Source organism: Thioclava sp. PTB-PU3-1 (assembly GCF_055666785.1).
The window spans coordinates 1-14,625 of record NZ_JBVNVL010000012.1 but is presented as its reverse complement, the minus strand read 5'-3'; the positions used below and the strand labels follow the sequence as shown (position 1 = coordinate 14,625).

The 14,625-nt window shown below is 63.7% G+C and carries 13 protein-coding genes; 6 read left to right on the top strand and 7 right to left on the bottom strand.

The window, feature by feature from the left end:
- Nucleotides 1-9: 9 nt before the first annotated feature.
- The 6 genes from ACZ7GB_RS19615 to ACZ7GB_RS19590 form a co-directional block, all read right to left on the bottom strand.
- On the bottom strand, nt 10-912 hold the full coding sequence (locus ACZ7GB_RS19615) for an ABC transporter permease (RefSeq protein ID WP_158522149.1): 903 nt from the start codon (nt 910-912) through the stop codon (nt 10-12).
- A gap of 104 nt (nt 913-1,016) precedes the next feature.
- Nucleotides 1,017-2,225, bottom strand: coding sequence for a hypothetical protein (locus ACZ7GB_RS19610; protein ID WP_078602648.1), 1,209 nt, complete (start codon nt 2,223-2,225; stop codon nt 1,017-1,019).
- An 83-nt stretch (nt 2,226-2,308) separates the two neighbouring features.
- Entirely contained in the window at nt 2,309-3,394 is a 1,086-nt protein-coding gene (locus ACZ7GB_RS19605; RefSeq protein ID WP_472160114.1) for an ABC transporter ATP-binding protein, read from the bottom strand.
- Nucleotides 3,395-3,416: 22 nt separating this feature from the next.
- Nucleotides 3,417-4,892 carry a TCP-1/cpn60 chaperonin family protein gene (locus ACZ7GB_RS19600; RefSeq protein WP_472160113.1) on the bottom strand — a complete coding sequence of 492 codons (1,476 nt, stop codon included), beginning with the start codon at nt 4,890-4,892 and terminating at the stop codon, nt 3,417-3,419.
- Nucleotides 4,889-5,623: a 5-oxoprolinase subunit PxpA gene (gene pxpA, locus ACZ7GB_RS19595; protein WP_472160111.1), complete on the bottom strand. Its 735-nt coding sequence runs from the start codon at nt 5,621-5,623 to the stop codon at nt 4,889-4,891. The genes ACZ7GB_RS19600 and pxpA overlap by 4 nt, the downstream gene beginning before the upstream one ends.
- Before the next feature lie 327 nt (nt 5,624-5,950).
- Complete coding sequence (locus ACZ7GB_RS19590) at nt 5,951-6,613, bottom strand: GntR family transcriptional regulator (RefSeq protein ID WP_143595232.1); 663 nt, start codon at nt 6,611-6,613, stop codon at nt 5,951-5,953.
- Nucleotides 6,614-6,783: 170 nt separating this feature from the next.
- Here ACZ7GB_RS19590 and ACZ7GB_RS19585 point away from each other — a divergent pair, with 170 nt between their 5' ends.
- Genes ACZ7GB_RS19585 through ACZ7GB_RS19560 form a run of 6 tightly spaced genes read left to right on the top strand, consistent with a single transcriptional unit; the run spans nt 6,784 to nt 12,684 of the window.
- Nucleotides 6,784-7,650: a 5-oxoprolinase subunit B family protein gene (locus ACZ7GB_RS19585; RefSeq protein ID WP_472160110.1), complete on the top strand. Its 867-nt coding sequence runs from the start codon at nt 6,784-6,786 to the stop codon at nt 7,648-7,650.
- Nucleotides 7,647-8,621, top strand: a complete 975-nt coding sequence (locus ACZ7GB_RS19580; RefSeq protein WP_472160108.1) for a 5-oxoprolinase subunit C family protein — start codon at nt 7,647-7,649, stop codon at nt 8,619-8,621. Before ACZ7GB_RS19585 ends, ACZ7GB_RS19580 begins: the two co-directional genes overlap by 4 nt.
- Complete coding sequence (locus ACZ7GB_RS19575; RefSeq protein ID WP_472160107.1) at nt 8,614-9,696, top strand: phosphotransferase; 1,083 nt, start codon at nt 8,614-8,616, stop codon at nt 9,694-9,696. Before ACZ7GB_RS19580 ends, ACZ7GB_RS19575 begins: the two co-directional genes overlap by 8 nt.
- A gap of 4 nt (nt 9,697-9,700) precedes the next feature.
- Nucleotides 9,701-11,026 (top strand): aspartate aminotransferase family protein, encoded by a 1,326-nt coding sequence (locus ACZ7GB_RS19570; RefSeq protein WP_472160106.1) that lies wholly within the window; start codon nt 9,701-9,703, stop codon nt 11,024-11,026.
- A 24-nt stretch (nt 11,027-11,050) separates the two neighbouring features.
- Entirely contained in the window at nt 11,051-11,299 is a 249-nt protein-coding gene (locus tag ACZ7GB_RS19565; RefSeq protein WP_472160104.1) for a biotin/lipoyl-containing protein, read from the top strand.
- Nucleotides 11,296-12,684, top strand: coding sequence for an acetyl-CoA carboxylase biotin carboxylase subunit (locus ACZ7GB_RS19560; protein WP_472160102.1), 1,389 nt, complete (start codon nt 11,296-11,298; stop codon nt 12,682-12,684). The genes ACZ7GB_RS19565 and ACZ7GB_RS19560 overlap by 4 nt, the downstream gene beginning before the upstream one ends.
- A gap of 470 nt (nt 12,685-13,154) precedes the next feature.
- On the opposite strand, the gene ACZ7GB_RS19555 is transcribed toward ACZ7GB_RS19560, so the two are convergent.
- On the bottom strand, nt 13,155-14,543 hold the full coding sequence (locus ACZ7GB_RS19555) for an IS1182 family transposase (RefSeq protein WP_472159379.1): 1,389 nt from the start codon (nt 14,541-14,543) through the stop codon (nt 13,155-13,157).
- Nucleotides 14,544-14,625 lie beyond the last annotated feature (82 nt).

The window sequence follows — 14,625 nt, the reverse complement described above, 5'->3', positions numbered from 1 at the left end:
TGCCCGTGGTCATCGGCGCAGCGCGAGTCTCGCGCCGCCGAGGTGGCGCAGGATGAGAGCCATCACCGCGAGGATCAGCAGCAGGAGGCCGATCACGAATGCAGAGAGGGCGGCGACGACGGGATAGCGCAGGGCGGTGTAGGCGCTCTCGATCGAGCTCGACAGCAGGTTCACGAAGCCGCCGCCCAGCATTCCCGGCTCGACCCATGCGGCCAGCGCCGGTCCGAGCGTGAAGACGAAGCCCGCCATCACGCCGGGCAGGGAAAGGGGCACGATCACCTTCCACAGGGTCTGTGCTGGGGTCGCCCCGAGGTCGTTGGAGGCTTCGATCAGGGTGTCGTCGATGAGGATGATGGCCATGTAGATCGGCAGGACCATCGGGGGGAACAGGGCCGGGATCATCCCGAAATGCACCGAGAATTCCGAGTACAGAAGCCAGTCGAGCGGCGCATCGGTGATCCCGGTCGACATGAGGACGGTGTTGATCAGGCCGTTCTGGCCTAGGATCGCGCGCCAGACGATCGTGCGCGACGACAGGTCGAGGAAGAACGGAATGGTCAGCAGCGCGAGGAACACGGCACGGGCCATCTGGCTGCGCGCTCCCTTGGCAAGCCAGAGCGCGAAGGGAAAACCGATGGCGAGCTCGATCAGCGTCACGGTCAGCGCGATGCGCAGCGTGCGTAGCGTGACCTCCCAGCGCCCCGAGGCGAAGAGGCCCTTCCACGTCTCGAGGCTCGGCTCGTAGATCGTCTGGAAATACTCGGTCGAAAAGAAGCTGTAGACGAACAGGATGAGGAGCGGAACGATCACCAGCACGGTCCAGGCCGCGCAGATCACCCATAGCGCCACGGTTGCGACGGGGATTCTCATAGCGGGCTTGCGGCCTTTGTCCTTCGGTCTGGTCTGCGTCATGGGCGCATCCAATTCGGCGTTCATGGTCATCTATCTTCCTGTGGTGTTCGGCCCTTTGGCGAGGCCGGGTAGCGTCCCCCGCAGGCGCGGAGGACGCGAAGGGATCAGGCGTTGAGGAACCGCTGCCACTGCTCCTCGATGTCGGACGCGTTCTGCGGCGTCGTGGTCGAGGTGAAGGGCTTCTCGAACTTGCGGTTCACCTTGGCTTCGGTGGCGCGCAGGGCTTCGATTTCCGCGTCGCTCCAGCCGTTCTCTTCGGCATAGGCCACGCCGAGGTCCATGTTCGGGCCGGCATAGCCGCGATCGCGGGCCTGAAGCGCACGGTATTCGCCGCCGAGGAAGTAGTTCAGCATCTTGTAGATGTTGTCGACATTGTCGCGTTCCATCGCGGGGGCGGCGACATAGGCGCCGTGGCCCCATTTGAAGTAGCCCTCGACGGTGTAGGCGTAACGCGTCGCGTTCTCGCCCAACACGTTGTTGGCTTCACGCACTGCCGGTTCCCAGCAGTTGATCACGTCGACTTCCTTGTTGGTCAGAAGCTGGATCTGCTCCTCGAAGGCACCGTAGAGCGTGCGGAACTGACCCGCTTTCTTGCGCTCGATGAGGAAGTCCGCGACCACCGCCGCTTCTTCGGCGGTCATATCCGAGACATTCTTAATGTCGGCTTTGCCGGTTTCCTTCAGGTAGAGCGCGGCGGAGGGCATCGAGTAGCTCCAGCCCTGCCCGTAGGCGACGCGGCCGCGGGTGGCTTCGTCTTCGAACATCAGCGACCACGAGAGTTCTTCCTCGCTTGCGGGATCGACGCCGATGGCCTCGGGCACATAGCCGAAGCTGTCGGCGTTGCCGATGACCGGAACGCCCCACTGGTTGCCCTCTTCGTCGGTGACGACAGGCGAGCGTTTCCAAGCATCCGACGTGCGCTCCCACAGGGTGAGTTCGGGGTGGTCCGTCTCGATCTTGGCATACATGCCGCGCGGGCCGAGAATGTCTTCGGTGCCGCTCTCGAAGATGTAGATGTCGGTGCTGTCACCGAGGTTCGACGCCATGATGTCGCGCATGAAAACACCGACATCGTTCGAGGTGCCGTTGAGTTCGCACTTGATGCCGAGGCTGGCTTCGAGCGGCGACCAATCCTTGAGCGCGGCGGTCGGAACGCCGTAAGCCCGCACGACGGGCATATCCTGTGCCATCGCACCACGGGGTGCGAGACCGGTAGCCGCGAGGGCTGCCGTGCCAGCAACCGCGCCCATGCCGCGAAGCATGTTGCGCCGGGTCAGTTCGATCTGATCGAACGTAGAGAACTTGTCCTTCATTTTTTCCTTCTCCTGTTGGGGCTTCGCGCCGTCTCGAGCGGCTGCGTAAGCCAGTTTTCCCGAAGGTGGACCGATCGACGCGATCAGCCCTTGTGTTCGGGGAAAATCACGGCGTCCGATAGCTTCCAGCCGACCCGCGAGATGGCGCCTTTCTCGTTGGGCGCACCGTGCCAGGACCGCAGACGCAGCGTGCCCGCTTTCGTCTCGACCATCATGTCGGTGTATTTCCCGCGATAGACGCGGTTGGACAGGGTGGCATCGAGCCCGTCCTCGTCGGCTGCGACCGGTCCGATCCGCTCGGCCCGGATGGCAAGGTTGATGGCGCCGCCCGGCTGAATGTCAGAGGTGGCGAGAGTGCCGCGCACGATTGCGCCGCCGACCAGTTCCACCTCGCCGATCTCGCCGTCCTTGCGCAGAAGCTTGCCTTCGAGAATGTTCTCGTAGCCCATGAAATCCGCAGCGAACCGCGTCACCGGGTGGTCGAACAGGTCGAGCGGCGCGCCGCTTTGCTCGATCCGGCCGTGCTTCATCAGAACGACGCGGTCGCTCATGGTCAGCGCTTCTTCCTGAGAATGGGTGATGTAGATGAAGGTCATGCCAAGCTTGCGCTGAAGCTCCATGAGTTCCAGTTGCATGTCCTGACGCAGGCGTTCGTCCAGAGCGCCGAGCGGTTCGTCGAGAAGCAGGATCGCGGGGCGGGTGACGACCGCGCGCGCAAGTGCCACACGCTGGCGTTCCCCGCCCGAGAGCTGCCCGATGGAGCGGTCGGCCTTGGCCCCGAGCTGGACCATCTCCAGCGCACGCTTCGCTTCGGCGGTCGAATCCTGGGCCGTACGGCCGCGGATGCGCAGGCCGTAGGCCACGTTCTCGATCACGTTCATATGCGGGAACAGCGCGTAGTTCTGGAACACCGTGGTGCAGTTGCGCTTGGCCGCGGGCAGCCCAACGACATCTTCGCCCCCGATGCGCAGGCGGTCGACCGCATAGGGAGTTTCCAGCCCGGAGATCACGCGCAGCATCGTCGTCTTGCCCGAGCCGCTGGAGCCGAGGATCGTCAGGAATTCGCCCTTCGCCGCTGACAGCGACACATCGGACAGCGCGGTGACCCTGCCGTACTTGTGGACGACATTGCTGACCTCGAGCATGGGTTCGCTGTGCATATCCTTCATTTCATGTCCTCAAGTCAGTCGATTAGTGAGAGTGATGGGGCGTGCGCAGCACGGCCGTCTCAAGTGTCAGAATGCGCAATGCGAGCGACAGCGCGAGGTCGAGCACGTCGCGCGAAAGCCGGGCCGGGTCCCGCACAGAGTCGGCAGGAAGGACGCCGTCGAGGGGCTCCAGTCCGGCGTTGCGTCGCAAGGCGCGTCCGGTCGCGCGCAGAGCCTCGCCAACAAGGGCTCGGGCGGCGCGATCGGTAGGGTCGGACGGACGTTCGGCATCGAGGCGCGCGGCGATTTCGGTAAGGCCGACGCCTCCACCTGTCAGGGTGCCGCCAGTTCGCGCCGAGCGCACCGAAGCAAGCGCACGTGCCATCCGTGCGCGCAAATCGGGTTCGGTCCTGTGCGGACCGATGAAAAGCTCGACCCAGCGTCCCGAGAGGCGGGCGTGGCGCCGTTGTGCATGTTCGCGGTCGAGAGCAAGGTAGCGGTTGCGTTCGATTTCGTGAGCGATGTCTTGAAGCCGCAGCGCGATGGCCGCGGCGTCGCCGGCGGGGGCGGAGAAGGTCACGTGATCTCCGCTGCGCCGGAACGCCTCTGCCGCACCGAGATGCTCGGGCGTGAGTGTGTCGAGTGTCTGGCCGGTCTCGTCATCCACGAGGGCCGCGCCGGTCGCGACCGCGAGGTCCCGCAGGATTTCGGCGGCGCGCGGGCCCTTGTCGCGCGGCGTGATCGCGGCCACGCGCAGAACGCCGGCCTGCCGGTTGCGCTCCAGAAGCTGCTTGGCGGCGCCCTCGAGCCCCCGCGCCGCGATCAGCAGCGACTTGCCGCTCTGCGCGAAACCTTCGATCACGGGGGCGAGGCGTTTGAAATCGGTCAGGATGTCGTTGACCACCAGAACGTGGACCGCATCCATATGCGTCAGCACCCCCGACAGGAGCGGCTCCATATCGGCGGAAAAACCTTCGACATGATCGAGGCGCAGTCCGGGTTCCGGCTGGTCGCTCAGCTCGACATGACCCTCGGACCCTGCGAGTTCGAGCGCGCGGTGCAGGGCATCCGTCGCGTCGGGGGGAAGGGCTGCAGCGGCGAGGATGCCTTCGTTATCATCGACGTCTTCCGTGACGGCCTCGAAATGGCGCGTAATCTCGGGGCGCAACGCATCGACAGAGCGGATAAGGCGCGAAGGATGCACACCCGCGGCGACGGACCGACGTCCGGTCGCCAGCGCGGCGCCGGTCATCACGGCCATGCGCGCGGTGCCGTCGCCCAGATCGCGGTCCGCCGACACCAGCGCTTCCCGCAGAAGCACCTCGCTCGTCCCGTCCGCGCAGAAATGACGGGCGATTTCCGTGCCGGTGGTGGCGCGTCGCACGCGCGCGCCCAATGTGTAGAGCGCCGCGCGCCCGTCGGGGCCGAGCTTGGCTGCAATCGCGCGCAGAACCGGCGCGAGATCGTCCGTCAGCTCCGCCTGAAGCGAATTGCCCGATATGATGCGCACGGCGGTCATGCGGTGGTCAGCCTCGCCTCATCCATAAGAACCTGATGAACCGCCTTCGCGACCGCGATCGCGTTTGGCGTGTCGGAATGGACGCAGATGCTTTCGGCGACGACCGACACGTCCTTGCCGCTCACGGCGGTGGTCATGCCTTCGAGCACGGCGCGGCGGACCTTCTCGGCGACGGCCTCAGGCGGGACGCTCTCATGCTCGCGCGAAATGATCTGGCGTCCGTCGTCACCATAGTCGAGGTCAGCATAGAACTCGCAGCTGAAAGGGATTCCGCGGCGGGTGAACACCTCCGACATACAGCAGTCGGAATAGGCGATCACCGGCAGGCCGAGCGCTTCGGCCGCATCCGCAACGCCTTCCGCCACGTGCATCTCGTTCTGAGCCATGCCGAAGAGCGCGCCGTGCGGCTTGATGTGCGAGAGCGCAAGACCTTCGGCCGCGGCCAGCGCCTGCAGCGCGCCGGTCTGATACATGATGAGCGCGTAGATCTCGTCGCGCCGCATCTGCATCCGCCGCCGTCCGAAGCCCTCACGGTCGGGCAGGCCGGGGTGGGAGCCGACATTGATGCCGGCGGCCTTCGCCTTGCGCAGGGTGTCGCGCATGACCACGGGATCGGAGGCGTGAAAGCCGCAGGCGATGTTGGCGTGGGTGACGAAGGGCATGCAGGCCGCGTCGTCGCCGAACGCGTAAATCCCGAAGGACTCGCCCATATCGCAATTGATCGTCACCATCTTCGCCTCCAAATGATATATCATGTATCCTATAACGACGATATCGCCACCTTGTGTCAAGATAATCTTTCCCAAGGGGAAGCAGGTCGGGGCCGAAAACGTATGGCGCCTCTTTGCGTCGCAAACGAAAATCGCGTGACGAAAGCGAATCTGGGCGGGTGGCTGTTTTTTTGGGCAGGGCAAGGATGTCGGCAGCGAGGCGGGTGAGGCGCGGTTTGGTCGCCGGGTGCTGCCGGGGCATTTTGCGCAGGGCCTGCTGCGCAAAAAAGAAGGGCGGCAAGGTGCCGCCCCGGTGGGTGTCTACTTGAGTTCTGGCCGGTGTCGCGCTCAGGCCCCCTCAGTCAGCGGCATCAGCGGAAGCAATGCTTTCGCGGCAATGTCGATATCCTGCCGCATGAACCGACCCGCTGCTTCCGCGTCGCGCCGCTCGATCGCTGCGAGGATATTGCGGTGTTCGTCATTTGCGTGGTGTTTGAAGTGCTCATCGTCGAAAAGGCCGGTAAAAACCGGGCCAACCTTTAGCCATAAGTCATTGATAAGAAGAAGAAGTTCTGGATTGTTCGCGCGGCGGTAGACGGTGAAGTGGAATTCGCGGTTGAGGGTCAGATAGCCAGCGGAATCATGTCGTTTCGCGACCTCTTCCACTCGCGCGGTCAGTTCTGAGAGCTGCGCGATTTCCTCCTCGGTGAACTTGTCGACGGCCAGTTCCGCCGCCATTCCTTCAAGCGCTGCTCGGATTGGCATGAGCTCGCGAAATCGTCTCTGGGTCATGCGGGGCACCACGATCGACCGATTCGGCAGCACCGTCAGGAGGCGCTCGGCGACGAGCCGTTGAAGCGCTTCGCGGATCGGCGTGGCGGAGATTCCGTAGTTCGCCGCGAGCGTGCGGATGACCAGCGGCTCCATCGGGATAAAAAGGCCCTCCTGCATCCCGTCCCGGATCGCGTGATACGCTTGGTCGCTCAATGACTGGTGCTCAATCTTCTTCACTCGAATGCCTTTCGCTGCGCGTGGTCCGCTTCCCAACTTGGTATCTTACTTTGTGTCGACGGGTAAAGGGCGTTGACGCTAATTGATATATCATATACTCCAACTGAGGAAGATCCAGCGGCAAAGTCGCGCGGATGCGTCGAAAAATAGCCGAGAGGAGAACAGGTCGAATGCTTCACGAAGCTCTGCGATTCTATCCCGGAGGAGATCGCGCGATCGAGGTCGAGCTGGGTGACGGGATGGATTTCACCATCAACTTCATCGTTCACCGACTTGTCGCTGCCGTACGAGAGGCGCGGATCGCGGGCCTTGTCGATCTGATCCCCGAGTTGGCCTCGTTCCAGGTGAACTACGATCCCGACCGTATCTCCTATGAGGACCTCTGCCACGAGATCGAAGCGCTTTATGCCGAGATGGGGCGCGGGGTGACGGGAACGCTCGCAAGCCGGCTGATCACGATTCCTGTGCTCTATTTCGATGAGAAGACGGAAGCCTGCGTTGAAGACTACCGCAAGGACTATCCCGAGAAGACGCCCGATCCCGAGTTGATCTGCGAGTTGAACGGGTTGCCGGATCGTGCCGCGCTGCGCCGCCGTCACGCCTCGACCGAGTACTGGGTTGCGGCGCTCGGCTTCTGGCCCGGTCTATGCTCGCTTCTCGCCCTCAATCCCACCGCGCGGATCATCGCGCCGAAATACAATCCGCCGCGCACCCATACCCCGAAAGGGGCGGTCGGTCTTGGTGGTGCGTTGACCTGTATCTATCCGGACGCGACGCCGGGCGGCTATCAGCTTATCGGCCATACGCCGGCGCCGACCTATGATGGGGCGCAGCGGCTTCCCGACTTCGCGGACAGTCTCGCGCTGTTCCGGGCTGGCGACCGGGTTCGGTTCAAGCCCGTCGAACGCGATGAATACAGCGAGATCGAAGCGCGCGTCGCCGAGGGGACGTTCCGTCACGACATCGTCGATTACCAGGTCTTCTCGGTCGACCGCTATCTCGATTGGGCCAAGGCGCAAGAGGAGGCCTCCAAATGAGCCGCACCATCACCACGGTGAAACCGGGTCTTCAGACCTGCGTGCAGGAGCTTCCGGGGCGCGAGGGCTTTCTGGAGCAGGGGTTCCCGCTCTCGGGGCCCTTCGACGCCTGGTCGTTCCGCCAGGCCAATATCCTTGTCGGTAATGACCGCGACACTGCTGCGCTGGAGTGCCAGTTCATGGGGCCGACCCTGACCTTCGATGCCGACATGCTGATCGCCGTCACCGGCGCGGATATGTCGCCCGCGCTCGATGGCGCGCCGATCCCGATGTACGCGACCGTCGCGATCTCGGCGGGCCAGACGCTGACCATGGGCTTCGCCAAGACCGGCGCGCGGGCCTATCTCGCGGTGTCCGGCGGGATCGCGACCGAGCCGGTTCTGGGTTCGCGCGCCGTGTTCCATCAGGCGGGCGTCGGCGGTCATGCCCTCATCGCGGGTCAGACGCTGCCGGTCGGCGTCTCGGAGACGAGCGCCCTCTACGTTCTGCCCGAATCCGCGCGCCCGGTGATCGGCACCGACCGCGTTTGGGAGGTCGAGGCGCTGTGCGGGCCGAATGACGACTGGCTCGACGAGGCGACGATCGAGATGTTCTTTTCGACCGACTGGCAGATTCAGACAAAGAGCAGTCGCACCGGCATTCGCCTGACCGGCCCGGATTTCGGGTTTTCCGACAAGGCTTTGAACAAATCCCCGGATCACGGGCAGGACCCGTCGAACATCATCGACCACGGCTATCCGATGGGGGCTGTGAACCTTGCCGGTCAGACGCCGATCATCCTCGTCAATGACGCGCCGAGCACCGGCGGCTTCATCAACCCCTTCACCATCGCGAGCGCCGCATTCTGGAAGTTGGCGCAGGCCAAGCCGAACGAGACCCTGCGTTTTCGCCGCGTGGACCGCGACGGCGCAGCGGCGCTGCGGGCCGAAATCGATGTAAAAACCAAACCCGAGATTCTGGAAAATGCCTGAAGCGATGATGACAGACGGCTCTGCGGTCGACCAAGACTCCCTTCTGGCTGGGCTGTTGGCCAGCGCGCCGCCGCGGCTGACGCCGGATCAGGCCCAGACGCTTTTGCACGATCACTGGGGGATCGACGGTTCCGCACATGAAATCGCCTGCGAGCGAGACCAGAATTTCCGCATCGTGACCGGGACTGGGCAGGACTACATCCTGAAGATCTCGAATGCGGTCGAGGACCCGCTCAACACCGAGTTCCAGACCGCGGCGCTGCGCTGGGTTGCCCGGGTCGATCCCGAGCTTCCACTTCCGCGCGCGGTGGCTGCGCTCGACGGTGCGTTCACGCAGCGGCTAAAGCTGCCGTCGGGGCGCACCAGCGTGGTGCGGGTTCTGTCCTGGCTTGACGGCACGCCGCTGCATCACGTGCCGATGACGGCGCGGATGCAGTCCGGGATCGGCGCGATGACGGCGCGGCTGGGCCGGGCGCTCGAAGGGTTCGACCATCCGGGCGCGCGCCATGAACTGCTGTGGGACATCCGGCATCTCCAGCGCCTGCGCCCACTGACCGAGAGCCTCGGCGAGGACGCGGTGGCGGATGCGGTGCGGCGTGAGCTTGACCATTTCGAGGCGCAGGTTGCCCCTGCGCTCGGCGGTCTGCGCCGTCAGGTGATCCATAACGACATGAACCACCACAACATCCTCGTGGATGCGAGCGAGCAGGACCGGATCACCGGCATTCTCGATTTCGGCGACATGGTGAACACTTATCTCGCCATCGATGTGGCGGTTGCCGCCTCCTATCTGGCGAGCGAAGACGATCCGCTCGGGGCAATCGCGCGTCTCGTGGCCTCCTATCACGCCGTCCTGCCGCTCGAGCGCGAGGAGGTGGAGCTGCTACGCGATCTGACGGTGGCGCGCCTCGTAGCTTCGATCACGATCACCAACTGGCGTGCAGCGCGCTACCCTGAGAACGCTGCCTACATCCTGCGCAACAACGGGCCAGCCCGCACGGCCATGGCCCGTTTCGCGACCCTTCCCACCCAAGACGTGACCCGGGCTTTGCTCAGCGCGTGCGATATGGAGTGAACGCATGAATATTGACACCGGCATGGTCAACGCCTTCCAAGAAGGCGCCACGGATCTCGACCCAGAAACGCGCGAGATGATCGAACGGCGCAAGGCGCTGCTTGGCCCGGCGTATCGTCTCTTCTACGACAAGCCGTTGCATCTCGTGCGCGGCGAGGGGGCCTGGCTCTTCGATCAAGAAGATAACGCTTATCTCGATGCCTATAACAACGTGACCTCCATCGGCCATTGTCATCCCAAGGTGGTCGAGGCGATCGCGACGCAGGCCGGCATCCTCGCGACCAACACCCGCTATATCCACGGCAGTATCCTCGATTATGCCGAACGGCTTCTGAAAACGATGCCGGACGAGATCGGGCACATGATGTTCACCTGCACCGGGTCCGATGCCAACGACCTCGCCGTGCGCATCGCGCAGGCCTATACCGGGGGGCTCGGGATCGTCGTGACGGAGACGGCCTATCATGGCATCACCCAGTCGGTTTCCGAGTTTTCCCCCTCGCTCGGCGCGAATGTCGATCTCGGTCCGCATGTGCGCACCGTGCCCGCGCCGGATGCCTATCGTCAGGGCGAGGACATGGCGGCGAATTTCGCCGCCGCCGTCGAGGCCGCCTTCGCCGATCTGAAGCGGCACGGCATCAAGCCCGCACTCTTCATCTGCGACGGTATCTTCGCCAGCGACGGGGTCTTCGACGGGCCGCGCGGTTTCCTCAAGGGGGCGGTCGACGCGGCGCATGCGGCTGGTGCTGTCTACATCGCCGACGAAGTGCAGTCGGGCTTCGGGCGGACCGGAGACGCGCTCTGGGGCTTCCAGCGTCATGATGTGGTCCCCGACCTCGTCACCATGGGCAAACCGATGGGCAATGGCTACCCGGTCGCGGGCGTTGCCGTGCGCCCGGAGCTGGTCGAGGAATTCGGGCGCAAGGCGCGGTATTTCAACACTTTCGGGGGCAACGCGGTCGCGATCGCCGCCGCGACCGCCGTGCTCGACGTGATCGAGGGCGAAGGACTGACCGAGAACGCGCGCGAGATCGGTGCCTATCTTCAGGACGGGATCCGCGCTCGGGCGGAGGCCCATCCTTGCATCGGAGACGTCCGGGGCGCGGGGCTGTTCCTCGGGGTCGAGATCGTGTCGGACCGCGCCGCGAAGACGCCGGATGCGGCCGCGACGTCGGCCATCGTCAACGGTCTGCGGGAGGAACGTGTCCTGATCTCGGCCTGCTCGAAAACGCATAACGTTCTCAAAATACGCCCGCCGCTCGTCTTCACCCGAGAGAATGCCGACCAGTTCCTGGCCGCCTTCGACCGGGTTCTCGCCCGCATCAAGTAACACGAGACCAACAGGAGGCCCGATATGGCCATCACGCAAATCGAAGCTGCACTTCCGGGGCTCGTCTTTCACCGCCCGTCGCCTGAAGCCGAGCCGTTCAAGGCGCCCGGCGATGCCGTGGCTGTGGGGGATACTCTCGCGCTCGTGGAGGTCATGAAGTCCTACATTCCGATCGAGGCGGAGGTGGCGGGAACCTTCAAGGGTTACGCAGCGCCCGATGGCGAAAGCATCGAGCCGGGCGATTCGCTGTGCGAGATAGAGGTGTCCGAATGACGTCGCAGGGTTCCGGCATTAAGAAGCTTCTGATCGCGAACCGCGGCGAGATCGCCGTGCGCATCATCCGAGCAGCGCGAGATCTGGGTATTCGCACCGTACAGGTCGTTTCGGAAGCCGACCGCGATATGCTGGCCGCGCGGATGGCCGATGAGGTGGTCGTGATCGGACCGGCGCCGGCGGCGAAGTCCTATCTCGACATCGACGCGGTCCTGAAAGCGGTGTCGGAGAGCGGTGCGGATGCGGTGCATCCCGGTTACGGCTTCCTCTCCGAGAGCGCCGAGTTCGCCCGCCGCGTAAGCGAGTTGGGCGTGACCTTCTGCGGCCCCGACGCGGCCACGATCGAACGGATGGGCGACAAGGTAAACGCGCGCACGGCCGCCATCGAGGCGGGCGTGCCAGTGGTCCCGGGCAGCGACGGACGTGTCGCCGGTCTCGACGCGGCGGTCGAGGTGGCTGAACGGATCGGCTACCCGGTGATGATCAAGGCTGCCGCTGGCGGTGGCGGGCGCGGTATCCGTATCGCCAATACCCGAGAAGAGCTGATCGCCGCACTCCCCACGGCGATGAACGAGGCACGGGCCGGGTTCGGCGATGACGGGGTCTATATCGAGGCCTTCATTCGTAACGCGCGTCATATCGAAGTGCAGATTCTCGGCGACGGCACCCGTGCGGTCCATTTGTTCGAGCGGGAATGCTCTCTCCAACGTCGCCGCCAGAAGGTCTGGGAAGAAGCGCCCGCCGTGGCCCTTCCGGACTCGGTGCGTGCCGATCTGTGCGCCGCTGCGGTTGGGCTCGCCGAAGGTGTCTCTTATCGTGGGGCAGGGACGCTCGAATATCTCTACGACATGGATCGCAAGGCGTTCTATTTCATCGAGATGAACACGCGCATCCAGGTCGAGCACCCGATCACCGAGATGATCACCGGCGTCGATCTCCTGCGCGAGATGCTTCTGATCATGGGCGGCGAGCCGCTGTCGCTCAAGCAAGAGGATATCACCGCGCGCGGTCATGCCATCGAAGTTCGCATCAACGCCGAGAACCCTGACAAGAATTTCTTCCCCGCCCCCGGTGTTCTCGAAACTTTAAAGGTTCCGGGCGGGCCGGGCGTGCGCTTCGACACCGGCGTCTGCGAGGGTGACACGATCCCTCCTTATTACGATTCACTCCTTGGAAAGCTCATTGTCTGGGACCGTACTCGCGACGGCGCCTTGGCGAAGCTGGCAGGCGCGCTCGGCGAACTTCAGATCGGTCCGAAACCGACCACAGTGAGTCTTCATGCCGCCTTGTTGATGGCGCCGGACATCATCTCCGGCTCGGTGTCGACGCTTTGGCTCGAAGACTGGCTGGCGACGCGGGCTGAAGACATTCGCAAATCCGCCTGACGACCGGGCGGATCGCGGTCCCCGAGGAAGGAGCCCTCCGATCGGTCGCGGTGATCGGGGCGCTCTCTTGAGGGTCATTTGCCCGTGCATCCGGCCTTGCACGCGGCGACCTGAAAGCCATCGCCACAAGCCGTATCGTCGGCTTTGAAGATGAGGCGATAATCGGCGCTGCTGACGCTGCGGGCGCGCGTATCAATGTGTCTCACGTTTCGGAAGTGTCGGACATGGCGCGCACGCCAAGCACTTCAAGGCGTTTTGGGAGCAGGTCTCTGAGCTCACCCAGAGGTGATACACAAAACCGCAAATCGACGCGCTATGCCATTTCCGGCGCGTTTGATCTGAACGGATAGCTTCGCATAGCAGACATTGCGGTAAAGCGCAGCGAAAGTCCGCTTTCCGCCGATTCTGTGGAAAAACACCCGTTCGCGATTGCAGAAATTGGAAGCTTTCGTGATGTGCGACTGCCTTTCCTATAAGGCTTTTCGCGGTTGCTGCGGTGCGGGAAGGATCTTTGCCAGCTTCCTGAGGTTCTGGGCGGTTGCGGCGAGGAGAAATTCGTCATTTGCGCCGCACGGGCCACGTAGTCGGAGGCGTCCGAGGCCAAGGATGCGTTTGAGGTGCGCGAAGAGCATCTCGACCTTCTTCCGGAGATTCATCGAGATCTCGTATTGCCTGGTCTTTGCGATGTCCCTGGCGACCTGGCGGGCGTCTTCGTGTTCCTCGCGGGTGATGGACCGGAAGTCCATGTTCGGGCAGCAGCGCTGCTTCGAAGGGCAGGCCTGACAGATGTGCTTCAAGCCGCGGTATTTGGCGACGCCCTTGCCGGTCGGTCCTCTGTTCGGGTCGGAATAGTTCCGGCGGAACTGCTTCAGCGTCTGGCCCTCTGGGCAGATGTATTGATTGTTTTCGGCGTCCCACTCGAAGTCGGCCCGGGTCCAGGTGCCATCGTTACGGCCCGACTTGTCCAAGACGGGGATGTGCGGCGCGATCTTGCGCTCTACCAGCCAACCCAGCATCGGCCCGGTGCCATAGGCGGTATCCGCGATCAGGCGTTCGGGATGCAAATCGAACTTGGCCTTCACCCGGTCCAGCATGGTGCGTGTCGAGCCGACCTCCGCCTGCCGGACCGACCGCGTCGCCTCGACATCCACAATGACGCCGTGATCCGTGTCGATCAGGTAGTTGTCTGAATAGCTAAAGAATGCCGGACCCTTGCGCGCTGCCGTCCACTGGCTGGCCGGGTCGGAATGCGAGGTGAACTTGGGCTGGACCTCGCTGGCGGCACCGAAGGCGGCCTCGTCCAGCGTCTCAAGATACTCGCGAACGGCGCGGGGCGCATCCGTCGGATCGATTTGCGAGGCGTCCCACTCTTCCTTCGGCGTCGAGTTCTGCTTGTTCGCCTCCGCCTCGATCAGGCTGGCATCGACCGCCATGCGCTGCCCGCTCACCAGGCCTTCCTCGATGCAGCGTGCGACCGTCATCTCGAACAGGTGGCGTAGCAGCTCGCTGTCACGAAACCGGCCATGGCGGTTCTTCGAAAAGGTGGAGTGATCCGGCACCCGGTCAGCAAGGTCGAGGCGGCAGAACCAGCGATACGCCAAGTTCAGATGCACCTCTTCGCAGAGGCGCCGCTCGGACCGGATGCCGGAGCAATAGCCGACCAGGAGCATGCGGATCAGCAGTTCGGGGTCGACAGACGGACGGCCCGTGTGGCTGTAGAAATCCGCAAGATGAGCACGGATGCCGCTCAGGTCGACGAACCGGTCGATGGATCGAAGCAGGTGATCTTGCGGAACATGATCCTCCAGCGAAAACTCGTAGAACAGCGCTGGCTGAGCTTCCTGCTTCGGTCCCATCATCGCCAATCCTCCCACCTGATGTCGGAATTGAATCAGCGCCACGCCCAGCAATCAAGCGCGAGTTTTTCAACGGAATACGCCC